Annotated in this window: 20 protein-coding genes and 2 pseudogenes; 13 read left to right on the top strand and 9 right to left on the bottom strand. The window is 73.6% G+C overall.

Annotated features, from left to right (window positions below; all coding sequences use genetic code 11):
- The first annotated feature begins 51 nt into the window (after positions 1-51).
- From murJ to ACV7NM_RS18870, 5 genes and pseudogenes are all read left to right on the top strand, one after another.
- Positions 52-1827 (top strand): murein biosynthesis integral membrane protein MurJ, encoded by a 1776-nt coding sequence (gene murJ / locus ACV7NM_RS18850; RefSeq protein WP_463413980.1) that lies wholly within the window; start codon positions 52-54, stop codon positions 1825-1827.
- On the top strand, positions 1817-2593 hold the full coding sequence (locus ACV7NM_RS18855; protein ID WP_463411356.1) for a polysaccharide deacetylase family protein: 777 nt from the start codon (positions 1817-1819) through the stop codon (positions 2591-2593). The genes murJ and ACV7NM_RS18855 overlap by 11 nt, the downstream gene beginning before the upstream one ends.
- Positions 2590-3699 (top strand): annotated as a pseudogene (locus ACV7NM_RS18860) (glycosyltransferase); the annotation flags it as partial. The gene ACV7NM_RS18855 and the pseudogene ACV7NM_RS18860, both read left to right, overlap by 4 nt.
- 668 nt (positions 3700-4367) lie before the next feature.
- Positions 4368-5087 carry a YveK family protein gene (locus ACV7NM_RS18865; RefSeq protein WP_463411357.1) on the top strand — a complete coding sequence of 240 codons (720 nt, stop codon included), beginning with the start codon at positions 4368-4370 and terminating at the stop codon, positions 5085-5087.
- Positions 5084-6226, top strand: a complete 1143-nt coding sequence (locus ACV7NM_RS18870) for a GNAT family N-acetyltransferase (RefSeq protein WP_463411358.1) — start codon at positions 5084-5086, stop codon at positions 6224-6226. The genes ACV7NM_RS18865 and ACV7NM_RS18870 overlap by 4 nt, the downstream gene beginning before the upstream one ends.
- Before the next feature lie 59 nt (positions 6227-6285).
- Here ACV7NM_RS18870 and ACV7NM_RS18875 read toward each other — a convergent pair whose 3' ends face one another.
- Positions 6286-7932 (bottom strand): glycoside hydrolase family 26 protein, encoded by a 1647-nt coding sequence (locus ACV7NM_RS18875; protein WP_463411359.1) that lies wholly within the window; start codon positions 7930-7932, stop codon positions 6286-6288.
- Positions 7933-8225: 293 nt separating this feature from the next.
- Between ACV7NM_RS18875 and ACV7NM_RS18880 the strand changes: the two genes are divergently transcribed.
- The 4 genes from ACV7NM_RS18880 (at position 8226) to ACV7NM_RS18895 (ending at position 13632) form a co-directional block, all read left to right on the top strand.
- The gene (locus ACV7NM_RS18880; RefSeq protein WP_463411360.1) at positions 8226-9521 is read left to right on the top strand and encodes a carboxylate--amine ligase; all 1296 of its coding nucleotides are present in this window, start codon (positions 8226-8228) and stop codon (positions 9519-9521) included.
- A 124-nt stretch (positions 9522-9645) separates the two neighbouring features.
- The gene (locus ACV7NM_RS18885) at positions 9646-10923 is read left to right on the top strand and encodes an NAD(P)-binding domain-containing protein (protein ID WP_463411361.1); all 1278 of its coding nucleotides are present in this window, start codon (positions 9646-9648) and stop codon (positions 10921-10923) included.
- Positions 10924-11282: 359 nt separating this feature from the next.
- Positions 11283-13382: a SpoIIE family protein phosphatase gene (locus ACV7NM_RS18890; protein ID WP_463411362.1), complete on the top strand. Its 2100-nt coding sequence runs from the start codon at positions 11283-11285 to the stop codon at positions 13380-13382.
- Positions 13383-13464: 82 nt separating this feature from the next.
- Positions 13465-13632 carry a hypothetical protein gene (locus ACV7NM_RS18895; protein WP_463411363.1) on the top strand — a complete coding sequence of 56 codons (168 nt, stop codon included), beginning with the start codon at positions 13465-13467 and terminating at the stop codon, positions 13630-13632.
- Between the two features lie 108 nt (positions 13633-13740).
- Here the strand turns inward: ACV7NM_RS18895 and ACV7NM_RS18900 are convergent, their stop codons facing one another.
- Positions 13741-14193: a DUF6299 family protein gene (locus ACV7NM_RS18900; protein WP_463411364.1), complete on the bottom strand. Its 453-nt coding sequence runs from the start codon at positions 14191-14193 to the stop codon at positions 13741-13743.
- Positions 14194-14354: 161 nt separating this feature from the next.
- Here ACV7NM_RS18900 and ACV7NM_RS18905 point away from each other — a divergent pair, with 161 nt between their 5' ends.
- Together ACV7NM_RS18905 and ACV7NM_RS18910 are read left to right on the top strand one after the other, a co-directional pair.
- Positions 14355-14969, top strand: coding sequence for a DUF4352 domain-containing protein (locus ACV7NM_RS18905; RefSeq protein WP_463411365.1), 615 nt, complete (start codon positions 14355-14357; stop codon positions 14967-14969).
- A gap of 68 nt (positions 14970-15037) precedes the next feature.
- On the top strand, positions 15038-15532 hold the full coding sequence (locus ACV7NM_RS18910) for a DUF5949 family protein (RefSeq protein ID WP_463411366.1): 495 nt from the start codon (positions 15038-15040) through the stop codon (positions 15530-15532).
- 135 nt (positions 15533-15667) lie between these two features.
- Here ACV7NM_RS18910 and ACV7NM_RS18915 read toward each other — a convergent pair whose 3' ends face one another.
- Positions 15668-16921 (bottom strand): cytochrome P450, encoded by a 1254-nt coding sequence (locus ACV7NM_RS18915; protein WP_463411367.1) that lies wholly within the window; start codon positions 16919-16921, stop codon positions 15668-15670.
- 71 nt (positions 16922-16992) lie between these two features.
- Positions 16993-18147: a low temperature requirement protein A gene (locus tag ACV7NM_RS18920; protein WP_463411368.1), complete on the bottom strand. Its 1155-nt coding sequence runs from the start codon at positions 18145-18147 to the stop codon at positions 16993-16995.
- Between the two features lie 155 nt (positions 18148-18302).
- On the opposite strand from ACV7NM_RS18920, the pseudogene ACV7NM_RS18925 reads away from it, so the two are divergent.
- Together ACV7NM_RS18925 and ACV7NM_RS18930 are read left to right on the top strand one after the other, a co-directional pair.
- Positions 18303-18599, top strand: a pseudogene (locus ACV7NM_RS18925) (MFS transporter); the annotation flags it as partial.
- 552 nt (positions 18600-19151) lie between these two features.
- Positions 19152-19400: a hypothetical protein gene (locus ACV7NM_RS18930; RefSeq protein WP_463411369.1), complete on the top strand. Its 249-nt coding sequence runs from the start codon at positions 19152-19154 to the stop codon at positions 19398-19400.
- 10 nt (positions 19401-19410) lie between these two features.
- Here the strand turns inward: ACV7NM_RS18930 and mscL are convergent, their stop codons facing one another.
- From mscL to ACV7NM_RS18955, 5 genes are all read right to left on the bottom strand, one after another.
- Complete coding sequence (gene mscL, locus ACV7NM_RS18935; RefSeq protein ID WP_463411370.1) at positions 19411-19974, bottom strand: large conductance mechanosensitive channel protein MscL; 564 nt, start codon at positions 19972-19974, stop codon at positions 19411-19413.
- A gap of 123 nt (positions 19975-20097) precedes the next feature.
- Positions 20098-20616 (bottom strand): hypothetical protein, encoded by a 519-nt coding sequence (locus tag ACV7NM_RS18940; protein ID WP_463411371.1) that lies wholly within the window; start codon positions 20614-20616, stop codon positions 20098-20100.
- A 144-nt stretch (positions 20617-20760) separates the two neighbouring features.
- Positions 20761-21594 carry an S-methyl-5'-thioadenosine phosphorylase gene (locus ACV7NM_RS18945; RefSeq protein WP_463411372.1) on the bottom strand — a complete coding sequence of 278 codons (834 nt, stop codon included), beginning with the start codon at positions 21592-21594 and terminating at the stop codon, positions 20761-20763.
- A 76-nt stretch (positions 21595-21670) separates the two neighbouring features.
- Positions 21671-21973 (bottom strand): FmdB family zinc ribbon protein, encoded by a 303-nt coding sequence (locus tag ACV7NM_RS18950; protein WP_463411373.1) that lies wholly within the window; start codon positions 21971-21973, stop codon positions 21671-21673.
- Positions 21974-22081: 108 nt separating this feature from the next.
- Positions 22082-23398, bottom strand: a complete 1317-nt coding sequence (locus ACV7NM_RS18955) for an MFS transporter (protein ID WP_463411374.1) — start codon at positions 23396-23398, stop codon at positions 22082-22084.
- Positions 23399-23513 lie beyond the last annotated feature (115 nt).

Here is a 23513-nt window from a genome sequence, read left to right on the forward strand (position 1 = left end):
GCGGCCGCGGGCCGTCCGCCGGAGCCGACGCCCCCGACGCCCCGCGCGCCCGTGCCTCCCGCCGAGCCGACCGGGGAGCGCGTCCGCCTGCCCAGGTCCGGCGGGACCGAGCCGGCGGCGACCGAGACGGACCCGGCGGCGCCGGGCGGCGCGGTCGGGAGCGACCCGGCGGGCGAGGCCGGCGGGCGGGAGGCGAGGCGCGGCGGGAGCGGACCGGCCCCCCTCGGACGGTTCCTGGCCAAGGCCGCCGCCGTCACCGCCGGACTCACCGCGGCGGGCGCGGTGTTCGGCCTCGTACGGGACCAGACCATCGCGCACCTCTTCGGCGCCGGCCACGACAGCGACGCCTTCCTCATCGCCTGGACCGTTCCCGAGATGGCCTCCACGCTGCTCATCGAGGACGCCATGGCACTGCTGATGGTGCCCGCGTTCAGCCACGCCCTGGCCCGCCGGGCCGCCAGCCGGGCCGGGCTCACCCGCAAGGAGGCCCGCAGCCAGGACCCCGTACGGCTGCTCGTCGGCGCCACCCTGCCCCGACTCGCCGTGTTCCTGGCCGCCGTCGCCTCCGTGCTCATCCTCGCCGCGCCGCTCGTGGTGAGCGTGCTCGCACCCGGTCTGCCCGATCCCGAACTCGCCGTCCAGTGCACCCGGATGACCGCACTCACGGTGCTCACCTTCGGGGTCGCCGGGTACTTCAGCGCCGCGCTGCGCGCACACCGCTCGTTCCTGCCACCCGCCGCGATCTACGTCTCGTACAACGTCGGCATCATCGGCACGATGATCGTGCTGCACGCCGTCTGGGGGGTGCGCGCGGCGGCCGCCGGAGTCGCCGTCGGCGGCGCGCTGATGGTCCTCGTCCAACTCCCCGCGTTCATCCGCAACGTGGGCTTCGGGCCCAACCGCGTCAAAGCGGCAATGCGCAGCCAGCGCGACCGGGACCGGCCGACGCTGATCGCCTTCGGACTGATCGCCCCCGTCATCTTCTTCGCCGTGTTCCGCCAGTCACAGGTGCTCGTGGAACGCTTCCTCGCCGCTTCCCTGCCGCCCGGCGCCATCTCGCACCTCAACTACGCGCAGAAGGTCGCGCAGATGCCGATGGTGCTGTCCCTGATGATCTGCACCGTCACCTTCCCCGTCGTCGCCCAGGCCATGGCGGGCGGCGAGCGCGAGAAGGCCCGCCGGCGCGTGGAGCAGGACCTGGCACTGGCCTCGCTCGCCGTCCTGATGGGCACCGCCCTCGTCATCGGGTACGCGCCCCAGATCATCCAGGTCCTCTTCGAGCGGGGCGCGTTCACCCACCTCGACACCGTGGCCACCGCCTCCGTCATGCGCGTCTACGGCCTCGGGCTGCTGGGCCACTGCCTCGTCGGGGCGCTGAGCAGGCCGTTCTTCTCCACCGACCGGCCCACCTGGTTCCCCGCGCTCGCGATGGGCGCGGGGCTCCTCGTCAACATCGTGGCCGGTGCCTTCGCCGTCGGCTGGTGGGGCACCTACGGCATCGCCGCCGCCAACGCCGCCGGCATCACCACCACCGCCGTACTCCTCCTCACCGGACTCGGCTCCCGGATCGTCCCCATCCAGGTCCGGCGGGTCGCCGTCAGCATCGGCCGGCTCGCCGTCGCCGCCTTCGCGGCCTGCGGCACCGGGTGGATCGCCGGACCGATGATCCCCGACCCGCTGCTCAGCGCCGCGCTCGGCTGCCTGCTCGTCCCCGCCATGTTCGGGGCCACGGGGATGGCCATGCGGGCCCTGGAGATCACCGCCCTGCCCGAACAGATCAGCCACCTCACCTCCCAGCTCACCCAGAGGTTCCGTCATGCCCGCTGACACCGACACGGCGCCCGTCGCCTCGGTGGTGCCCACCCGCCGGACCGCATCACCGTGGGTCCTGATGTACCACTCCGTCGCCGAGTTCACCGACCCCGCCGAGGACCCGTACGGGATCACCGTCACCCCGCGCGCCCTGGAGGCCCAACTGCTCTGGCTGCGCTCGCGGGGCCTGCGCGGGGTGTCCGTCGGCGAACTGCTCCGGGCCCGCGACGCCGGGCGTGACGCCGGACTCGTCGGGCTCACCTTCGACGACGGCTACACCGACTTCCTGACCCGGGCGCTGCCCCTGCTGCGCCGCTACGACTGCACTTCCACCCTGTTCGTGCTGCCCGGCCGGCTCGGCGTCGACAACGTGTGGGACCCGCTGGGACCGCGCAAGCCGCTGCTCACCGCCGAGGGCATCCGCGAAGTCGCCGCGTCGGGTCAGGAGATCGGCTCGCACGGGCTGCTGCACCAGGACCTCACCACCACGACCGACGACGTGCTCCAGCAGGAGCTGCGCGGCAGTCGGGAGTTGATCCGCGAGCTGACCGGGACCCTGCCAGAAGGGTTCTGCTACCCGTACGGGCACCTCGACGCCCGGGTCGTGGCGGCGACGGAGGCCGCCGGGTACGGGTACGCCTGCGCCATCGATCCCGGCCGACTCGCGGGACGCCACGCCATGCCGCGCACGCACGTCAGCCAGGCCGACGGCGGGGCCCGGCTGCGGGTCAAGCAGCTGCGCCACCAGGGCCGGCAGCTGGTGCGCGGGGTGCGGTGGTGAAGGCACTGCACGTCATCACGGGACTGGGCGTGGGCGGCGCCGAACAGCAACTGCGGTTGCTGCTGCGGCACATGCCGATGCGCTGCGACGTGCTGACGCTGACCAACCCGGGTCCGGTGGCCGAGGGGCTGCGGGCCGACGGGGTCCGGGTCGTGCACCTCGCCATGAACGGCAACCGGGACCTGGCCGCGCTGCCGAAGCTGGTCCGGTTCATCCGGCGCGGCCGCTACGACCTGGTCCACACGCACCTGTACCGGGCCTGCCTGTACGGGCGGCTCGCGGCCCGGCTCGCGGGGGTCCGGGCGATCGTCGCCACGGAACACTCCCTGGGCGCGGCCGAGATCGAGGGCCGGCCGTTGTCCGGCGGGGTACGGGCCCTGTACCTGGCCGGTGAACGGCTCGGCGCGGCGACGGTGGCCGTCTCGGAGACGGTGGCCGCCCGGCTGGAGGCCTGGGGGGTGCCGGCCGAGCGGGTGCACGTCGTACCGAACGGGATCGAAGCCGTCCGCTTCCGCTTCGACGAGGGCGTACGGCGCTCCACGCGGGTCCGGACCGGGCTGCCCGAGCGGGCGTTCGTGGTGGGCGGGGTGGGCCGGCTGGTGCCGGGGAAGCGGTTCGACGTACTGGTACGGGCCGTGGCCGCGCTGCCGGGAGCGCACCTGGTGCTGGTCGGGGACGGTCCGGAGCGGTCCGCGCTGCGGCGGCTGGCCGGGGAGCTCGGGGCGCAGGGCCGAGTCCACCTGCTGGGGGAGCGGGATCCGCTGGGGGACGGCTCGGACGGGCGCACGCCCGGGGTCGCGGCCCTGCTGGCGGCGATGGACGTGTTCGTCTCGCCGTCGCGGGAGGAGGCGTTCGGGCTGGCGGTGGTCGAGGCGCTGGCCGCCGGCCTGCCGGTACTGCACGTCACCTGCCCGGCGATCGACGACCTCCCGGCGGCGCAGGCGCCGGGGGCGCGGCGCATCGGCACGGGCACGGAGGGGCTGGTCGCGGCGCTGCGCGGCCACATGGAGGCGGGGGCGCGTCGTCTGCCGGTACCTCCGGTGGTGCGGCGGTACGACATCGCGCGCAGCGCGGAAGAACTCCTGGCCGTCTATGCGACGGCCCTGTCCCCCCGGGGCGCCGTGCCGGTCCCGGTGCCGGGCACCGCACAGGTCCCCGCGCCGGTCCTCCCGCCGGGCCCCGTGCCGGTCCCGGTGCCGGGCGCCGCAGAGGTCCCCGCGCCGGTCCTCCCGCCGGGCCCCGTGCCGGTCCCGGTGCCGGGCGCCGCAGAGGTCCCCGCGCCGGTCCTCCCGCCGGTCCCCGCGCCGGGCTCGGTGCCGGGCGCCGCACAGGTCCCCGCGCCGGTCCCCGCCCCAGGCCGCGGGCCGGGCGCCACGCCGCGATCGCCGGGGGAACTGGACGCGCCGGCGCCCGGTGGGTCGAACGGGCGGGGGGCCGGCTCTGGGCCGGATGCGCCGAACAGCGCCCCGCCCCCCGCGCAATCGCCGGTGGGACCCGGCTTGTCGCAGCTCGGTGGGTCGGACGGGCGGGGGGCCCGCCAGGAGCCGGGGGCGGCGGCCCGTCAGTGCGCCGGGGTCGCACCGGAGCCGCAGGCTCCGCAGTGCGCGGGCACGGGCCCCGAAGCGCCCGGCACCGTCCCCGCCGAAGCCCCCTGGCTCTCCGCGCCCGACCAGGGCAAGGGCGCCGGCGGACACGCCGGGTGAACAGTCCCCCCGCAAGGCTCCCCGTTGGGGGGCCGAAGGAAGTCCCCTCCACTCAGGAAGCGAGCACGCACATGGCCGACACCGCCGATCAGAAGAAGTCCGACCACCGCCGCAGGGTCCGGGTCCCGCGCCCGCCCGCCTGGTGGCCGTTGCCCGCCTGCGCGCTGCTGGGGCTGCTGGCGGGCGGGGCGTACGGGGTGCTCAAGGCGCCCGAGTACGCCGCCACCAGTTACGTCGTCGCCGTACCCAACGAGGCCACCGAGCCCGCCACCGCACTCGGCTTCGCCCAGGCTTACGCCCGCATCGCCACCAGCAGCTCCACCCTCGCCTACGCCCAGCCCCGCGCGGGAATCGGCGCCCGGCAACTGCGCACGCAGGTGCGCGCGGAGACCTCGCCCGACTCGCCGATGATCGCCATCACCGGCACCTCCAAGAGCCCGGCGGAGGCCGCCGACATCGCCAACGCGGTCGCCGACGCCCTCTCCCTGAGCAGCAATCAGGCCGCCAAGAACACCGGCGTACAGCTGATCCTGTTCAACCAGGCCGTCGCCCCGGCCGACCCCGCCTCGCCGTCCGCGCCCGTCAGTGGCGCCGTCGGCCTGTGCGCCGGCGGCCTGCTCGGCGGGTTGTGGCTGCTGGCCAAGCCCGCGCGGCGACGGCGCGGGACACCCGCCGCCGAGGTTGTCGGCGCCGGCGCCGAGGCCACCCCCGAGACCGTCGTGGAGGAGTACGCCTCGCTGCCCGCTCAGGGCGAGCCCACCCCGGTCAAGGAGAAGGAGCCCGTGCGATGACCTCGGGCTCCACGGGGGCCCTGGCGGTGACGCTGTGCCGCGATCCCCGGCAGTTCGCCGCGCTGGAGGAGCAGTGGAACCGACTCCTGCGCGCCTGCCCCACCGCCACCCCTTTCCAGAGCCACGCCTGGCTGCACTCCTGGTGGCTCTCCTACGGCCGTGAGGGAAGGCTTCGGCTGCTCCTCGTACGGCGGGGCGAGGAACTGGTCGGCGCGGCCGCCCTGACCCTCGTACACCGGCCGCTGCCGCTGCTGGTGCCGCTCGGCGGCGGGATCACCGACTACTTCGACATGCTCGTGCACCCGGACCACGCCGACCAGGTCGTCCCGGCGCTGGCCCACGGACTGCACCGGGCCGCCCGCGGCGCCGTGGTGGACCTCCGCGAGGTCAGGCCCGGCGCCGCGGCCGAGGCCGTCTTCGAGGCGTGGACCGGGGCCCGGGCCAAGCTGGCCGACTCCACCTGTATGGAGTTGCCGACGCTGCCCTTCGACGAGCTCGTCAAGCGCATGCCCGCGTCCGGCGCCCAACGGGTCCGGGCCAAGCTCCGCAAGACCGACGCCGCCGGGATCGAGGAGCACGAGGTCACCGAGGACGAGGTGCCGGACGCCGTGCGGACGCTGCTGCGGCTGCACGAGAAGCAGTGGCGCGGCCGCGGGGTGACCCCCGAACACCTCAAGCCGCGCTTCGCCGAACACCTCACGCGGGCGACCCGACGGATGGTCCGGGCGGGCGAGGGGCGGCTGACCGAGTTCCGGCTGGACGGGAAGGTGGTGGCCGCCAACGTCACGCTGCTGTCCGCGGCGCTGAGCGGCGGCTACCTCTACGGCGCCGACCCGGACCTCCGGGACCGGAAGGTGGACATCGCCACCCTGCTGCTGCGCTACGAAACGGGACGCGCCGTCGCCGAGGGCCGTCCGGTGGTGAGCTTCCTGCGCGGGAACGAGCCGTACAAGAACCACTGGCGGCCCGAGAGGGTCGTCAACCAGCGGCTCCTGCTGTCCACCAACGCCCTCGCGCCCCTGCTGCGACTGCACGAGTCGCAGGTCACGGGGCGCGAGCGGGCGGTGGGCGCGCTGCGCGAGGCGCTGCCGGCCGCCAGGGACTGGCGGGCGCGGCTGAACGAACTGCGAGTGCGATGACAGGAGGTACGCGCCCGAGCCCGTGCCGGTGGTGCCCCGGCCGGGGCCGGGGCGGACGGCTAGAACGGCCAGAGCGAGATCTTGCTCCAGTCGATCTTGATGCAGACGGCCTGGTTGCCGACGAGCTTGGAGAGCCACTCGCCGAAGTTGATGGGCACGCACCACTGGGTGCTGTTGGCGGCGGGCGGCTTCGGCTTGGGCACCACGGGCACGACGGGCACCGCGGGAGCCGTCGGGCGCGGCACGGCCGCGGACGGCTTGGGCGTGGGCTTGGGCTTGGGCGTCGGTGTCGGTGTCGGTGTGGGCGTGGGGGAGAGGTCGGGCTCGGGGACCGCCGGGACGACCGGCGGGACGGCGGGGCTCGTCGGGGTGGGATCCGGTGTGCTCGGCAGCGGGACCGGAGCCTCGGACACCGGAGCCTCGGGTGTGGGGACGACCGGCGTGACGGCCGGAGCGGGGACGGCGGGGGTCGGGGTGGGAGTGGGTGTGGGAGTCGGGGTGGGAGTCGGGGTGGGGCTCGGCGACGGCACCTGTGGGCTCGGCGTCTGCGGCTCGGTCACGGCGGGCGTCGGGACGGCGGGGCTCGGGACCACCGGTGGCGTCGGAACGACGGGTGGCGACGGGACGGCGGGCGGGGTGGGGACGACGGGTGGCGTCGGGACGACCGGCGGGGTCGGGACCACGGGCGTCGGGACCACCGGCGTCGGGGTGACCGGGGCCGGCTTGCGCGGGGTCAGGGCGGCGCGGAAGGCCTTGGCCGACTGCGGGTTCGCCTTGCACTGCCAGACGCCGTGCGGGCAGTAGTCCGTGATGGTGTGGTAGAGCGGCTTGTGCTGCTCGATCCACTTGAGCATGCGGCGTACGTACTCGGGGTTGTCCCCGCGCCGGAACAGTCCCCACTCCGGGTACGAGATCGGCTTGCCGTGTGCTTTGGCGAAGTCGACGTGCTGCTGGAGCCCGTACGGCTGGGTGACCTGGTCGTCGAACGTCCGACCGGGGGACTGGTCGTACGAATCCATCCCGATGATGTCGACCACGTCGTCACCCGGGTAGCACCGGGTCCAGCCGATCGCGTCCGAACCCCGGTTCGGGGCGAAATCGAACTTGAACTTCTGTCCGGGCACGGCGCGCATGGCCTTGACCACGCGCTTCCAGTACGCCTTCCAGTTCTCGGGGTCGGGGCCGCAGCGGTGGGTGTACGTGGACCCGTTCATCTCCCAACCGAGCACGATCACGGTGTCCGGCGCGTCGAGCTCCACCAGCCGCTCGGCGAGCTTGCGGAAGTGGCCGTCGTAGTCGCCCCGCGCGCCCGCCTTGATCAGCCGGGCCACCTGCCAGTCGGACACCCGGTCCTCGTTGCGCGCCTGCATGGGCACGTTGAGGACCAACATCCGGTCGTCCCGGGCCCGGCGCCACTCGGCCCAGTCGTCCAGGAAGTCGACGGAGCCCTCGATCCCGGCCCACCGGTCGCCGGGCAGATAGGTGTGCCCGACGCGGATCTCCTTGCCGCCCAGCCAGCGGGACAGGTACGGGATCCGGGCGACACCCGGCGGCCCGAAGTCGAGGTAGGCGCCCATGGCGATGTCGGAGCCGGAGCCGGCCGGCGGATGCGGCTCCGGCGCCGCCAGGGCGGCACCCGACGCGAGGAGTCCGGCCGTGACCGCACCGACGCAGGTGCTCGCCAGTCGGCGGTGTGGTCTGCGCATGGCGTCTCCCGAGCTTCCTGAACCGGTGTGGTCACCAACGACGTTAGACATCACATCCGACGAATGGCCTGTCCGATGACCCATCAGTAGCCCATTCGCAGGTGCGTACCCTTCCCGCTTGGTCCGACTAGGTGAAAGACACCGCTGCCATGCACGCGTTCGCCAACCATGTGCCCGCTGTTCTGCTCAGACTCGATCGCAATCCGTTCCATCACGGAACCCTTGGGGCCGTCAGATCCCTCGGGCGCAAGGGCGTGGAGGTCCATGCCGTCGTCGAGGCCGGGGGAGGTCCCATGGCACGTTCGCGGTATCTGCGCGCCGCGCATCCGGGGCCCGAGGGCGGGCTGGACCCCGAGGCGCCGGAGGCGTTGTCGGAGTGCCTCATCGGGGTGTCCGAGCGGATCGGACGCCCGGCGGTCCTGGTCGCGATGGACGACCTGAGCGCCATCGCCGTGGCGCGGACGGCGCCGACCCTGACCGGGCGCTACCGGATTCCCCATCAGCCCGACGGCCTGCCCGCCCGGGTGGCCGACAAGGCGGAACTGTCCGCCCTGTGCGCGCGCTGGGACATCCCGCACCCCGAGACGGTGATCCCGGCGAGCGGGACCGAGGCGGCGGAGGCCGCGTGGCGGCTCGGCCTGCCGGTGGTCGCGAAGTGGAGCCGACCCTGGCTGCTGCCCGCGGGCGCCGGACTGCGGAGCACGACGCTGGTGCACGGCGCCGCCGAGGCGCGGCGGCTGTACGAGCGCTCGGCGGAGGCGGGGAGCCGACTGCTCCTCCAGCGGTTCCTGCCGGCCGGGACGGACACCGACTGGTTCTTCCACGGCGCCTTCGCCCGGGGCGGTCACCCGCTGCTGGTCGGCTCGGGCCGCAAGGAGCTGTCCTGGCCGGTACGGACCGGGCTGACGGCGGTGGGGCGGTGGCTGCCCGACCCGGAGGTCGAGGAGGCGGGGCTGCGGCTCGCCGAACGGCTGGGCTACCAGGGCATCCTGGACCTCGACTTCCGCCGCGACGAGCGGGGCTGCTTCCGGTTGGTGGACTTCAACCCGCGTCCCGGCGCGCAGTTCCGGCTGTTCACGGACGCGAGCGGGCTGGACGTGGTCCAGGCGATGTACATGGACCTGACGGGGCAGCGGGTGCCGGAGCCGTCCGGCGGTCCCGGCCGGGTCTTCGTCGCCGAGAACTACGCGCTGCTGGCGGCCGTACGGGGGCGGCGCCTGCCGTTCAGCCCGGGTGGGGCACGGGAGGCGGCGAAGGTCGACCCGACCGCCCCCGCCGCGCCGCGGCGGGACCCGGGTCCGGGACGGGTACGGGGTTCCGGGCGGGGACGGGTGGAGGCGGCCTGGTTCGCCGCAGACGACCCGAGGCCGTTCCTGGCGATGCTGGCCGCGTTCCTCGGGCGGGGCGCGGACAAGGGGGCGGGGTTGCTGCGCGGGGTTCCGGCGCGGGGCCGGCGCACCGCCCGCGCCGTGGTCCGGGCGCCCCGTCAACGCGACCGTCAGCCTCCGGCGGCTTCGGGCGGCCCGGCCGCCCGCACCGCCCCGCCGCCGGAGGCCCCGGCGGAACCGGACGAGCTGGTGACCCGGTGAACCGGTGAGACCGCCCGGGCCCCGCCCCGCCCCGCGCGGGGCGTTCCGGGGCCGGGGCGAGGGCCGCGCGCCCGGACGATGCGGCCGGGTATCCATGGGACTGGGAAGGACATCGATGACGCGGATGGACGATCTCGTGGTGGTCGGCGCGGGACCGTACGGGCTGTCGATCGCCGCGCACGCGGCGGCCGCGGGGCTCGGGGTGCGGGTCCTGGGACGGCCCATGGCGTCCTGGCGGGACCACATGCCCGCCGGCATGTACCTCAAGTCGGAGCCCTGGTCCTCCAACCTGTCGGCGCCCGGCGGGCGGTACACCCTCGCCGAGTACTGCGCCACCCGGGGTCTGGTCGCCGAGCACGGCGGCCCGCTCCCGATCGGCACCTTCAGCGCGTACGGGCTCTGGTTCGCCCGGCACGCCGGCGGTCCCGAGGTGGAGGAGGCCACCGTCACCGAGGTGGCGCCGCGCGGGGACGGGTTCGTGGTCAGGACGGCGCAGGGGCCGCCGAGGCTCACCCGTGCGGTCGCGCTCGCCGTCGGCGTGATGCCGTTCGTGAACTTCCCCCCGGCCCTGCGCGACCTCCCGCCCACCCACTACTCGCACAGCAGCGGCCACCGCGACCTGACCCGTTTCGCCGGCCGGGAGGTCGCCGTCCTCGGCGCCGGGCAGGCCGCCCTGGAGACCGCCGCGCTGCTGGCCGAGGCGGGGGCCCGGCCGTGTCTGGTGGCCCGGCGGTCGAGGCTGAACTGGAACACCGCCCCGCAGCCCCTGGAGCGGCCCCTCGCCCGCGCCTTGCGCGATCCGCACAGCGGCCTGGGCACCGGCTGGCGCAGCTGGGTGTGGTCGGAGCTGCCTTGGGCGGTACGGAGGCTGCCCGCGCCGACCCGGGAGCGGATCGCCGCCACCGCGCTGGGACCGGCCGGGGCGTGGTGGTTGAGGGACCGCTTCGAGCAACGCGTCCCCGTACTGCTCGGGCACCACCTGCACCGGGCGGTCGCGGTCGGGGAGCGGACCCGGTTGGGGCTGACCACGGCGGCCGGGGAGTCCGTCGTCCTGGATGTCGCGCACGTCATCGCCGCGACCGGCTTCGTCCCGGAGCTGCGCCGACTGGAACTGCTCGACGCGGGGCTGCGGGCCGCGTTGGCGACCGTGGGCGGGGGCGATACGCCGGAGTTGGACCCCCGCTTCGAGTCGTCGTGGCCCGGTCTGTTCTTCGCCGGTTTGCTGACCGCTCCCTCGTTCGGCCCTTCCATGCGATTCGTGCACGGCGCCGGCTTCACGGCGGGGAGACTGGTCAAGGGAGTCCTCAGGCGCCTCGCCGGCCGGGGGGCCTTGTCCGGCTCCTGCGGCGGTTCCCGGGTCGACCGGGCGGACGTGGGGTATCCCAAGACGTATCTGCGGTGAACGACGTCAGTGCGCTGAGAAGGGGTCGTGATGGGCGCGGAGCGAGCACAGGGCGGCGGCCGTGGCTGGGTCCGGATTCCGGCGAGCCGCGGGGAACAGTCCCCGGCCGGGGCCGCCGGTCCGGGCTTCGGTCCCGGTCCCGGCTTCGGTCCGGGTTCCGGCTTCGGTCCCGGTTCCGGCTCCAACGCCGGTGCCGGTGCGGGTGCCGGTCCCGGTTCCGGCGAGCAGTACACGATCTACCTTTCCCTCCTCTCGCGCTGGCGGGAGGCCGGGCGGACCCTTCCGGGGCATCCTGACGAGGAGTGGGAGCGGCTCATTTCCCAGCCGTGCTGGCCAGGCCGTTAGGTGGTGTGTGTCTCTTGGCAGCGGCGGAGCGATCCGACGGACCCGGGCCGGACGGCCCGGAAGCACGGGAGTCCCTGACCGGGCCCGGGGAACGGCTTGCCTTGAACGGCATGGGCAGCTTCGACTGGAACCTGGGCACCGGTGTCCTGGTGCTGGACGACCCCGGTCTGGTCGTCTTCGACCTGGAACGGGACGAGTTCGACGACACGCCAGAGGGCCTCGGGCTGCGGATTCCGGCCGATGACAGCGCGCGGCTGGCGGACACGGTGCAGGGTGTCCTGGCCGGCGGGGAGGAGACGTACGGCGCCTACTTCACCGTGCGCCGGCGGGACGGCCGCGACCAGTGGACGCACACGCAGGGCCGGGTGCTGCGCGATCCGGGCGGCGGCCCCTCGCGGATCGTCGGGATCGTCCGGGACGCGACGGCCGAACTCGCCCACCTGTCCGCGCTGCGGAAGTTGGAGACGGCGCGCGCCCATCAGGCGACCATCGTGCAGCGCACCACGGAGGCCCTGTCGCGGGCGGTGACGGTCGACGACGTGACGGCGAGCCTGACCGGCGCCGGCGCGCTGGAGCGGCTCGGCGCGGACGGACTGGCGCTGGGGCTGGTCGAGAACGACGCCATCAAAATCATCGCGTTGAGCGGGGAGCGGCTGGAGATCCTCAGCGAGAGGCAGTTCACCCGGCTGGACGGTTCGCTGCCGCTCTCGCACGCGGTGATCACGCGGCAGGCGCGGTTCGCCACTTCGCTGGCCGAGGTCGCCACCGAGTTCCCGTTGCTCGCCGACTACCTGCTCCGGATCCCGTACGGCGCCGCCGCCTACCTGCCGCTGATCGCGCAGGCCAAGGCCATCGGCGGGCTGGTGCTGTTCTACCGGCGGCGCAGCGAGTTCAGCCCCGAGGAACGGAACCTCTGCCTGGGCCTGGCCGGCATCGTGGCCCAGTCCCTCCAGCGGGCCCTGCTCTTCGACCAGGAACGGGAGTTCGCCACCGGACTCCAGGCCGCCATGTTGCCGCGCCGGATCCCCGAGATCAGCGGCGGGGAGATCGCCGTGCGCTACCACTCTGCCTGGAGCGGGCGCGAGGTCGGCGGGGACTGGTACGACGTGATCGCGCTGCCCCGCGACCGGGTCGGCATCGTCGTGGGTGACGTACAGGGCCACGACACCCACGCGGCGGCGATCATGGGCCAGCTGCGGATCGCGCTGCGGGCCTACGCGGGCGAGGGGCACCCGCCCTCCACCGTCCTGGCCAGGGCCTCCCGCTTCCTCGCCGAACTGGACACGGAACGCTTCGCGACCTGTATGTACGCGCAGGTGGACCTGGAGACGGGAGGTGTACGGGCGGTCCGCGCGGGCCACCTCGGACCGCTGATCCGGCACACGGACGGCCGTACCGGCTGGCCGAACGTGCGCGGCGGCCTGCCGCTCGGCCTGGCCTCGGTGTTCGAGCAGGAGGAGTTCCCCGAGACCCGCCTCGACCTGGTGCCCGGCGAGACGCTCGTACTGTGCACCGACGGGCTCGTGGAGGAGCCCGGGACCGCCATCACGCAGGGCATGGAGGCGCTCGCGCACGCGGTGCGCAGTGGCCCCGAGGACGCCGAGGCCCTCGCCGACCACCTCTCGGACCGGCTCTGGGAGCGCTGGGGCTCCGGCGACGACGTGGCCCTGCTGGTGCTGCGGCGGGCCCCCGACCCGGGCACGCACCGCGCGCCCCGCATCCACCAGTACATCCACCAGGCCGACCCGGAGGGGCTCTCGGAGGCCCGCTACGCCCTGCGGCAGGCGCTGCGCGACTGGGGGATGCCGGAGCTCGCCGACGACGTGGAGCTGGCGGCCGGGGAGCTGTTGGTCAACGCCCTGCTGCACACCGACGGCGGCGCGGTGCTGACGATGGAGGTGCTGCCGGAGCCGGTCCGGCGGATTCGGCTGTGGGTCAAGGACCGCTCCAGCGTGTGGCCGCGCCGGCGTACCCCGGGGGAATCGGCGACCACGGGGCGCGGGCTCCTCCTCGTGGACGCGCTGGCCTCGCACTGGGGGGTGGAGTCCCGCGGCGAGGGGAAGGCCGTCTGGTGCGAGTTCGAGGCGACGGGGGTCCGGCGCGGCGGAGCGTGACCGATCGGTCACCGGTTGTGCGTGAGGGGGTGTGGGGTGATGATGCGGCCATGGAACCGACGTGTGACGCGGGGATCGTGACGTGCGCCGCCTGAACGGGCGGGTCGCCACCGCCGTCTTGGCCCTGCTCCTGCTGGTGGCCGGCGTTCCGGCCGTCGTGGACTGGACGACGGGGCTCCCGCACGCCGACCCCGGCTGCCAGACGGTGGCGTTCATGTCGATGACCGGCGTCGCGCCCCATTGCCGTTGACGACCCGTGGCCGCGGGCCTTGGGCGAAAGGCAAGACGCGGCGGCCCCGCCCGGTAGCGGCGGCTACCGGACCGGCCGGCGCTATGTCTCCCGGGGTCGCGGTCCCGGTCACCGGTGGTCGACCACCTCGGCGCCGCGCACGTCCTGCGCGAGCGTGTCGACCGACTTGGGCATGATGCCGCCGGCCCGGTTGGCCCGCTGGAGCCTCGCCTCGACGTTCGCGTCACCGGCGTGCAGCCCCGGCGTCCAGGCGAGCCTGGCGTGGCTGTGCCACCGGTGCTTCGCGCCGTCGCAGACGGGCTCCTCGTCCGCGGTGCTGCCGAGGCGGACGGAGTCCTGGACGATCACGGCCGTCAACTGAACCGCCCCCGCGGGTGACGGGTCGTCGCAGACGTACGTCCCGGAAAGGGTGATCGTGCCTTCCGGCGTGATGTGAGCGTACGGCTGTACGGAAATGGAATTGTTGTATGAGGTGGCTGCGGCGGGGGCGGCGAATACCGCTGCGGCGGCCAGTGCGGAGAACGCGGACAGGGCCATTCGGGAGCCGGTCGGGGCCATCATTCCTCCAGGTGGATGCGGGTGACGGAATTCCGCCGGAACGCATTGTGCTGGCAGTTGGGCCCCCACGCGCTGTGCGGGATCGTGTCGGTGTGTGCAATTTCCCGGTCGGGGGCGTGAAACTGGCCGGAATACATCCCCGGAGATCCCCGAAGGGATCACGCATGCGCAGCCACTCCGCTCCCGCCCTCGTCGTCGTCGCACTCCTGCCCTGCCTGCTGTTCGGTGCCACCGCCTGCCAGAGCGCGCCCGCGGGGGACGCCCCGGTCCCGGCGGGGGCGGCCGCCGTCCCGGTGGACGACGGGGCGCCCGGGGCCGGTGAGGACCCGGCCGAGTCCGCGCGCCAGGCGCCGCCCGGCGCCGCGAAGGACGCTCATGTGGGTGAGTCCGTACGGGTGCGGGGGCGCCAGGTGGGACGCCACCTCCAGGTGGTGCTGAACGCGTTCGTGGACCCCGCCGTCAGCGTCGACAAGAACTTCGCGCCGCCCGCCGGGACGCGCTGGGTGGCCGCCTCGATGTCGTTCGTCAACGTGGGCGGCGCTTCGTACGGGGCGCTCGGGCGCATGTGGGCGTACGACAGCGCCGGAGGGCGGCACGCGGTGGTGCCCGCCGGCGAGCTGACGACGGGCAAACCGCTCGTCTTCGATTCCCTGGAGGTCGGGGAACGGGCCGAAGGGTGGGTGGTGTTCGAAATCCCGGAAAAGGTGCGCGTCGTACGGATCCAGTACCAGGACGCGAACATCCAGTCGAATTCGGGTGGGGGTTTCTGGGCGGTGTAGCGCCGCCGTAGCCCGCCTGGGTGAAAGGCCGTGAAAGGGTCGCGGGAGAGAGCACTAAGGTGCGGCGCATGACTTCAACCCAAGCCGAAATCGACCGGACCGAACTCGGCACCCTCTCGGTGCTCGCCTGGATCGGCGACCCTTCCGAAGGCCACGACATCCCGTACCTCCTCGCCTACACCCTCGGCGACGGCCCGAAGGGCAAGGATGCCGGCGAGGCGGCGGCCCGCGGGCTGCTGGAGGAGATCGGGCTGCCCATCGGCGACGTGGTCATGGACGGTACCCGCAACCCCTCCACCTTCGCGGTGCAGATCCTGCTGGCGGGCAACCAGGTCGCGCTGACCCTGCCCGGCCTGAACGCCACCTGCACCGCCCCCGACGAGTGGGTGGCGGCGGCGAACGAGAGCGGACAGGCGTACTTCCTCTTCGCGACCACCGCCTGGCCCGAGGCCGTCCCGGGCCGGCCGGTCAGCCCGGAGCTTCTCCAGGCGTTCGCGGGCGACGAGGCGGTGCTCACCAGTAGCGCCCACTGCGTCATCACGGTGCAGAGCCTGCGCCAGTAGCGGCGCGCGCCCCCCTCCCCGGCCGCCGGGCCCCCAGCCTGCCCGGTGGCCGGCCCCGCCCCGAGTGGCCGGCCCCGGCCGGCCCCGGCCGAGATCCCCCCGTCCCGACCGCCCGGGCCTCTCCTCGGGGACCCGTCAGGGCCGGTCGAAGGCGAACCGGAGCGAGCGGACCCGGTTGTCGAAGTTGGAGCCCGCCAGATCGGGCAGACCCACCGCCCGCAACCCCACCGGCCGCGTCAGCAACTCCCGGAACAGCGCCTTCATCTCCACCCGGGCCAGGTGCGCGCCCAGGCAGAAGTGCGGGCCACCGCCCCCGAACCCCAGGTGAGGGTTGGGCGATCGGGTGATGTCGAAGGCGTCCGGGTCGGGGAAGACCGCCTCGTCGCGGTTGGCGGAGGCGTAGTACAGCACCACCTTGTCGCCCGGCCCGAACGCGTGGCCGCCCAGCTCGTGTTCGGCGGTAACCGTCCGGCGGAACTGGATGATCGGCGTCGAGTGGCGGATCATCTCGTCCACCGCACCGTCGGCGTACGTCTCGAAGTCGCCGACCAGCAGGTCGCGTTGGTCGCGGAAATCGGTCAGCAGCGTCAGACCGTGGGTGATCGCGTTACGGGTGGTCTCCACCCCTGCCACCATCAAGAGCGAGAAGAAGGCGCCCAGCTGCCGGGCGCCGAGCGCCTGGCCGTCCACGTCCGCCCGGACCAGCGCGGAGATCAGGTCGTCCTGCGGGCTCCTGCGCCGCTCGCGCCCGATGCCCGCGACCATCCGCTGCATCCGGGCCAGCGCCCGCAGCCCCCGCCCGGGCATCCGCAGCCGCGCCGCCAGGCCGCGCTCCACCCCGATGTTCTCCGAGGCGTGGTTGACCCGGTCGGCGATCTCCGAGCGGTAGTGCTCCGGGATGCCCATCATGTTGCAGATGACCTCCAGGGGCAGCCGGGAAGCCACCGCCGAGACGAACTCGTCGGGCCGGTCGGCCAGCACGTCGTCCACGATCCGGGCCGCCACCGCGTGGATGTCGGCCTCGGCCGCCGCCAGCAGCCGCGGTGTGAAGGCGCGCTGCACGATCTTGCGCAGCCGCGCGTGGTCCGGCCCGTCCAGATTCACCATGGAGTCCCCGAACAGCGCCCGTACCCAGCGGGCCGGTTCGGGGGTCGTCACCCCGGGCGCGCTGGCGAACACCTTCGGCAGCCGGCTCGCCTCCTGCACGTCCGCGTGCCGTACGAGCGCCCAGTGGCCGCGCCCGCGGCCCTCCGCCACGAACACCGGGGCGTCGAGCGCCCGCAGCCGCGCGAAGGCGGCCAGCCGCTCACCGGGGGGCAGTTGCCAGAAGGCCGGATCGGCCAGCTCCTGCCCGGGCCGGTCCGTGTACCGCTGTGTCGGGACCGTCATGGCCCGCACCTACTTCCTCGTCGTCGGCGCAGTCGCCCTACCGCCCGCCGACCGTCCGTACTCGTCTGTACTCACGCACCAGAACGCGTCCGCTCGGTCAAGGTCACGCCCACCGCCACCGAGGCCGTCATGACCAGGCCGGCCCACAACACCGCGTACTCACCGGTCCAGGCGCAGGCCAAGACCGCCACCGCGGAGAGCGGCAGCAGCATCTGCTGGGCCGTGGTGCGCTTGAAGTGACGGGCGTGCAGGAACCAGACGGCCGCGAGGTAGAGGGCGGTGGGTACGGTGACCGACAGATCGGCCGCCAACCGCGAGATGTGCGCCTTGCCGACCGCCTGCTCGACGGCCACTTCGATCCCCGCGCCGATGGCCGCCGCCGATCCGAGGATCACGTAGTGCCCGTACCCCCACGGGATCGCCTGGCGATTGGTGGACAGTCGCTCGTGCGCGGGTACCGCGAAGTAGATCCACCAGGCGCCGAACACGGTCAGCAGGCCGCCCGCGGCGATCGGCAGCAGCACGCCGAGCGCCTCGTGCTCGTCGAGGGCGGACTGCACTGCGACGGTGCTCGCCGAGATCGTCTCGCCGAGGACGATCAGCGTGAACAGGCCGTACCGCTCCACGATGTGGTGCGGGTGCCAAGCCGTCTGGTGGTGGTTCTCGGCGATCACGGGGACGGAGATCTCGGCCAGTACGAGCACCAGGAACAGCCAGCGGCGCGCCCCCACCGGGGCGGCGAGCAGGGCGATCCACCCTGCCTGGCACACCAGCAGGCCGACGGCGTAGAAGAGCGCCGAGCGGCGGGCCGGGCCGCTCTCGCCCGCGGCGGCGCGCAACCACTGTGCGGTCAGCGCCACGCGCATCACCACGTAGCCGAGGACCGCGATGGTCCAGTCCTGGCTGTCGAAGGCGCGCGGCACCCCGGCCGCGTAGATCAGCACGCCGGTGATCTGGACGAGGGTCGCCAGCCGGTAGGGGATGTCGTCACAGTCGTAGGCGGAGGCGAACCAGGAGAAGTTGAGCCAGGCCCAGAAGACTCCGAAGAAGACGAAGAGGTAGCCGGTGATGCCGGCGCCGACATGGCCTTCGGCGAGTGCGTGGACCAGCCGCGCGCCGGCCTGCGCGACGGCGACGACGAAACAGAGGTCGAAGAAGAGTTCCAGCGGCGTCGCGGTCCGGTGGGGCTCGTCCGGGCGCCGGGCGGTCATTTGTACGTAGATCATGGCGCCAGAACAGCAGGCGTACGCCGGGCGACCGCCGAGGCGCGCGGGCTCCCGGGAAACGGGTGCTCCGCGCGACGCTCGCGGCCTCACCCGGGTGGCGCATCCAGTCCGCCCCCATATCGCCCCAAAAGGGGCGAATCATCTAGCGTGGGACTGTGTCCGAGCCCTCCGAGGTACTCGCCGCGGCCCCGCCGCCTCCCCTTCCGGCCACGGCTGACACGCCCGGAACACCGACGCCGGGCGAGCGGTGGTCCGTCACCACCCGGGCGACCCTGGTCGGTACGGCGGTGTCGCTTCTGCTCGTCGCCGCGATCGTGTCGGGCAGCCGGCTGCCGCGCGACTTCGACCCCGCCCTGCTGCCGTGCGCCGTCGCCACCGTCTTCCCGGCCTTCGGCGGGGCCTACCGGTACGTCGTGCGGGACTCCGCGTCCGGCGCCCGCGGACTCTTCCGGCACCGGTCGCCCACGCCCAGGCCCATTGCCCACGCCCCGCCGCGCTGGGCCGGCGGCCGGCTCTCCGGCAGGTTCGGGGCGCCAGAGTGACGATGCTGTCCTTCGTCGGCATGGCCGGGGCATTGATCGTGGTGATCTTCGCGCTGCCGTCCGGCGGCTACCAGGGCGGCTTCCGGGTGTTTTTCTCCGGCTTCCCGGCGGCCTTCGCCTTCTGCGGCTCGGGCAACGGCTCGACCTCCCGGCAGATCCCGGTGATCTTCCGGGACGGGCGCGTGCGGGCGGCCGAGGGGCAGGGCGCCGAGGCGCGGCCCGCGGCCATGAAGCAGTCGGAGATGGAGGCGGGCGCCGGCGCCGGCTTCTCGTCCGCCGTCGCCGCCTACGGCTTCTTCTTCCCCGCGATGTTCGCGGGGACGGGCTTCACCGGCGCGCTGTGGCTCCGCGTCGGTTTCCACGCCGGCTGCCCGGCCGGGTGCCGGTGGTTCTACGCCCGCCAGGGCGGGCAAGCCCCCCGCCGGCCGGGGGCGCCGGCTGGGGCGCCCGTACCCTGGAGGCATGAGCACCGCTCCCGCTTCCGACAGCCAGGACCCCGCGGACCCGTCGGGTTCCACGACCGGACCCGGGGCCGCCGCATCCGACACGCCGGCAAAGCCCAAGGCCAAGCCGAGGCTCGACTTCGGCGACCCGCTGGACCAACAGTCCTCGGACGACACGGACCGGGGCTGGGGCGAGCGGCCCCCCGCCGGCGGGAGCGCGGCCGATTTGGCCCGCTTCCTCGACGAGAAGCCCCCGCACCACGTCTGAGGGCGGCCGATCAGACCGAGCTGTCGCGCCCCTGGCCGTAGCCCGAACCCTGGCCGTAGCCCTGCGCCTGCCCGTAGCCGTGTCCCTGGACCCCCTGTACGTGCCCACCGGCCGACCCGGAGCCGTTTCGCTGGGCGACCAGGTTGTCGCGGATCTCCTTGAGGACCTCCAGCTCGGTGATCTCCATGGTTTCCTGGACGCCTTCCCGGGCCTTGCGCCGCTGTTCCATCCGGGCCAGGTACTTGGCCATCGGCAGCACCATCAGGAAGTAGACGACCGCCGCCGTGATCAGGAAGGTCAGCGTGGCGTTGAGCACCGCTCCCCACATGATGTTCACACCGGTCGGCTCCCCCTTCGCGTCGACGCCGCACGGGGCCTTCAGGCAGGACGAGTAGCCCTCCAGGCTCTTGGTGCCGACGGCGCCCACCACCGGGCTGATGATCCCCTTCACCACGGAGTTCACGATGTTGCTGAACGCGGCGCCGATGACCACGGCCACCGCCAGGTCGACGACGTTGCCGCGCATCAGGAAGGCCTTGAAGCCCGCCAGGACGCTCTCGTTCTTCTTGCTCACGACTGAGCCTCATCTCGCATCTACGGAACACGGAGCCGACGGTTCCGAAAACTACGGCAGTCGGGGCCCCGTGTGTCCAATCGGTGCCCGTTCCAAGGCCCTGTGACAGGTCACTTGTTCGATTCAACACAACGTCACCGCCAGCCGGGACACGCTGCCCGCGCCCACGAGGGCCCGCGCGGTCTCCCGGGGCACTGACAGGACCACCAGGGCCCCGCCGTCGCCCGGCGTCTTATCCGGCTCCGGGACCTCTGCGACCCGGGCCGCGACCGCCACCACCCGGGGCGGCCCCGCCCGCTCCGCCGCCACCACGTCCACCCGGTCCCCGGGCCGCAGCAGCCGCACCGTCGCCCCGTCCGCGATGCGTACGGGCGCCGACACCATCCGCACCACCGCCGGCGGCGGTTTCTCCGGCGGCGGGGCGCCCCGGGAGGCCCGCGCCTCCGTCCCGCCCACCGCCAGCGCGGCCGCCACCACGGCCAGCCCGGCCGCCCCGGCCCGCCGCCGGCGTCGCAGGGCGCGCCTGAGGCGGTCCCCGCCACGCCCCACCCGCAGCGGAGGAAAGAGCGGTACGGGACGCGCGGGCAGCGGCGTCGGAGCGGACGGGGGAGTGGGGCAGGTGGGGGAAAGGAACCCGGACATGCTGAACACCGCCTGGAAGTGAGTTCGGTGTCCGGACCCGGCGTCCGGACACCCCTCACGATCCGCCCGCGCCGCGAATCCCGCTCGCGCCTGTGGACGGTCCCCAGGTTGTGGATAACGCCGTCACCCCCGGGGGTGACAGGACTACGGCAGCTCGATGCCCAAGTCCCAGCCGTCGTGCGCGTGGGTGCACAGGCAGTCCCGGGACTCCGTCTCCGGCAGGGCCGCGACCGCGTCGAACAAGACCTCGCGCAGTCGCCCGACGTTCTCGCCGAACACCCTCAGCACCTCGGTGTGGGAGACGCCCTCGCCCGTCTCGGCGCCCGCGTCCAGGTCCGTGACCAGGGCCATCGAGGTGTAGCAGAGCCCGAGCTCGCGCGCGAGGACCGCCTCCGGATGCCCCGTCATGCCGACCACCGACCACCCCATGGCCGCGTGGAAGTGCGACTCGGCGCGCGTCGAGAAGCGGGGGCCCTCCACGACGACCATCGTCCCGCCGTCCACCGGCTCCCAGCCCCGCCCGCGCGCCGCGCCCATCGCGACCGCCCGGCCGACCGGGCAGTACGGGTCGGCGAAGGTGGTGTGCACGACGTTGGGCACCGAACCCCCGGGCAGCGGCTCCCCGTCGAAGAAGGTCTGCGTCCGGGACTTCGTACGGTCCACCAACTGGTCCGGCACCAGCAGCGTGCCCGGCCCGTACTCGGCCCGCAGGCCGCCCACCGCGCAGGGGCCCAACACCTGGCGCACGCCTACCGAGCGCAGCGCCCAGAGGTTGGCCCGGTAGTTGATCTTGTGCGGGGGGACCGTGTGGCTGCGCCCGTGCCGCGGCAGGAAGGCCACCGACCGGCCGGCCAGCTCGCCCAGGTACAGGGAGTCGCTCGGGGGCCCGTAAGGGGTCTCCACCTGGATTTCGGAGACGTCTTCCAGGAAGGAGTAGAAGCCCGAGCCGCCGATGACACCGATCTCTGCGTTCGCCATACGGTCACACTAGCCGGGCACGCGTAAGGCCCCGCCGCCCAGGAGGGCGGCGGGGCCTTACGGAAAGCGGACGGCGTCAGGCGGCCGAGCTGGAGCTGCTGCTCGCGCTCGAGGTGGACGACGACGAGGAGGCCGGGGCGGCGGCGGGGGCGGCCGTGGACGACGCGGCCGGCTTGGAGGCCGGCGTGCTGCTCGACGAGGCGCCACGGCTGTCGTTCCGGTAGAAACCGGAGCCCTTGAACACGATGCCGACCGCTGAGAACACCTTCTTCAGGCGTCCTTCGCAGTTCGGGCACACGGTCAGCGCGTCATCGGTGAACTTCTGCACGGCCTCAAGGCCCTCACCGCACTCGGTGCACTGGTACTGGTAGGTCGGCACGAATTTCCTCCTGGCACTCTCACTCAATGAGTGCTAACGACGCTCCATGGTGACGTATTCCGGCGGAACAGTCCACCGATCTCGGCCGCGCGGTGACCGATACCACCCTCAGACGGTGCTGAGGTCCCGCTGCCGGCCCCGGTTCTCCCGGCTCTCCCGGGCGTCCCGGTTCTCCGGGGTGGCCGACGAGCTCACGATCCGGCCGCCGGTCCTCGGGGCGAGCTTGGCCCGCAGCGAGAGCAGTGTGATCAGCGCCAGCGCCGTGGCGGCGGCCGGCACGAGGAAGCCGTACGCGGACCCGTGCGCGTCCGTCAGACGGCCGGCCACGATCACCGCGATGGCCTGTCCGAAGGCGACCGCGCCGGTCAGCCAGGTGAAGGCCTCGGTGCGGGCGTTCGCGGGGATCAGCGACTCGATCATCGTGTAACCGGTGATCAGGGCCGGGGCGATGCACAGACCGACGAGCAGGCCGAGCGCGGCGAGCAGGATCATCGAGTCGGCGGTCCACAGCAGGGCGGCGGTGGCGGTCAGACCGATGTAGCCGAGCAGCAGCCGGCGGCGCGGGCCGATCTTCCAGGCGATGGCCCCGCAGGCGATGCCGGCGACCATGTTGCCCGCCGCGAAGACGCCGTACAGCAGGCCGTTGGCTCCCGGGTTGCCCATCTCGTTGGAGAAGGCGGCCATCGACACCTGCATGCCGCCGAAGACGGCGCCGATCCCGAGGAAGGCGACGATCAGGACGCGCAGGCCCGGGAAGGACAGGGCCGACGCGCGCCGGGTGCCGGTGGAGGCCTGGGCGTGCGCCTTCGGCTGGGTGGCGCGCTGGGCGGCGAAGAAGAGCCCGCCGATCAGCGACAGGGCGGCTTCGGTGATGAGACCGGCCGAGGGGTGCAGGCCGGTGCACAGCGCGGTGGCGAGGACCGGGCCGACGACGAAGGTGAACTCGTCGGTGACCGACTCGAACGCGGCGGCGGTCGGCAGCAGCGGCGAGCCCTCCAGCTTGGCGGCCCAGCGGGCCCGGACCATCGGGCCGACCTGCGGCACCGAAGCGCCGGCGGGGATCGCGGCGGCCGCGAGGGCGAGGACGGGGGCGCCGAGCAGCGCGAGCGCGGCCAGGGCGCTCACGGCGGTGGCGTGGACGAGTACGACCGGCAGCAGGACGGCGCTCTGGCCGTGCTTGTCGGTGAGGTTGCCCATCACGGGGGCGCACAGCGCCATGGAGATGCCGGTGACGGCGGCGACGATGCCGGCGTTGGCGTAGGAGCCGGTGGTGTGCTGGACGAGCAGCAGGATGCTGATGGTCAGCATTCCGAAGGGCAGCCGGGCGGCGAAGCCCGGGAGCAGGAAGCCGAGGGCGCCGGGCGTGCGCAGGAGCTGCCCGTAGCCGGGGCGGGCGGACGTGTCGGTCGTGACCGCGGATGTCACGGCCTTGCCTTTCCGCTGCCTGGTAGAACTCCCCGTCTGCGGACGGTGCATCGCCTTGTGAGCGAGTCGCACCCGTACATGTGGGAGCCCCGAGAGCTGTCCTCTTGCGCAGAAC

It is taken from the genome of Streptomyces sp. Tek67B01 (assembly GCF_055231995.1).

Excerpts from the sequence above, each read along its gene's own strand:
- ACV7NM_RS18915 (WP_463411367.1), bottom strand. The coding sequence starts at position 16,921 with ATGACGGTCCCGACACAGCGGTACACGGACCGGCCCGGGCAGGAGCTG.
- ACV7NM_RS18855 (WP_463411356.1), top strand. The coding sequence starts at position 1,817 with ATGCCCGCTGACACCGACACGGCGCCCGTCGCCTCGGTGGTGCCCACC.
- ACV7NM_RS18880 (WP_463411360.1), top strand. The coding sequence starts at position 8,226 with ATGGCACGTTCGCGGTATCTGCGCGCCGCGCATCCGGGGCCCGAGGGC.
- ACV7NM_RS18905 (WP_463411365.1), top strand. The coding sequence starts at position 14,355 with ATGCGCAGCCACTCCGCTCCCGCCCTCGTCGTCGTCGCACTCCTGCCC.
- ACV7NM_RS18930 (WP_463411369.1), top strand. The coding sequence starts at position 19,152 with ATGAGCACCGCTCCCGCTTCCGACAGCCAGGACCCCGCGGACCCGTCG.
- ACV7NM_RS18865 (WP_463411357.1), top strand. The coding sequence starts at position 4,368 with ATGGCCGACACCGCCGATCAGAAGAAGTCCGACCACCGCCGCAGGGTC.
- ACV7NM_RS18875 (WP_463411359.1), bottom strand. The coding sequence starts at position 7,932 with ATGCGCAGACCACACCGCCGACTGGCGAGCACCTGCGTCGGTGCGGTC.
- ACV7NM_RS18870 (WP_463411358.1), top strand. The coding sequence starts at position 5,084 with ATGACCTCGGGCTCCACGGGGGCCCTGGCGGTGACGCTGTGCCGCGAT.
- ACV7NM_RS18900 (WP_463411364.1), bottom strand. The coding sequence starts at position 14,193 with ATGATGGCCCCGACCGGCTCCCGAATGGCCCTGTCCGCGTTCTCCGCA.
- ACV7NM_RS18920 (WP_463411368.1), bottom strand. The coding sequence starts at position 18,147 with ATGATCTACGTACAAATGACCGCCCGGCGCCCGGACGAGCCCCACCGG.
- ACV7NM_RS18885 (WP_463411361.1), top strand. The coding sequence starts at position 9,646 with ATGGACGATCTCGTGGTGGTCGGCGCGGGACCGTACGGGCTGTCGATC.
- ACV7NM_RS18940 (WP_463411371.1), bottom strand. The coding sequence starts at position 20,616 with ATGTCCGGGTTCCTTTCCCCCACCTGCCCCACTCCCCCGTCCGCTCCG.
- ACV7NM_RS18945 (WP_463411372.1), bottom strand. The coding sequence starts at position 21,594 with ATGGCGAACGCAGAGATCGGTGTCATCGGCGGCTCGGGCTTCTACTCC.
- ACV7NM_RS18910 (WP_463411366.1), top strand. The coding sequence starts at position 15,038 with ATGACTTCAACCCAAGCCGAAATCGACCGGACCGAACTCGGCACCCTC.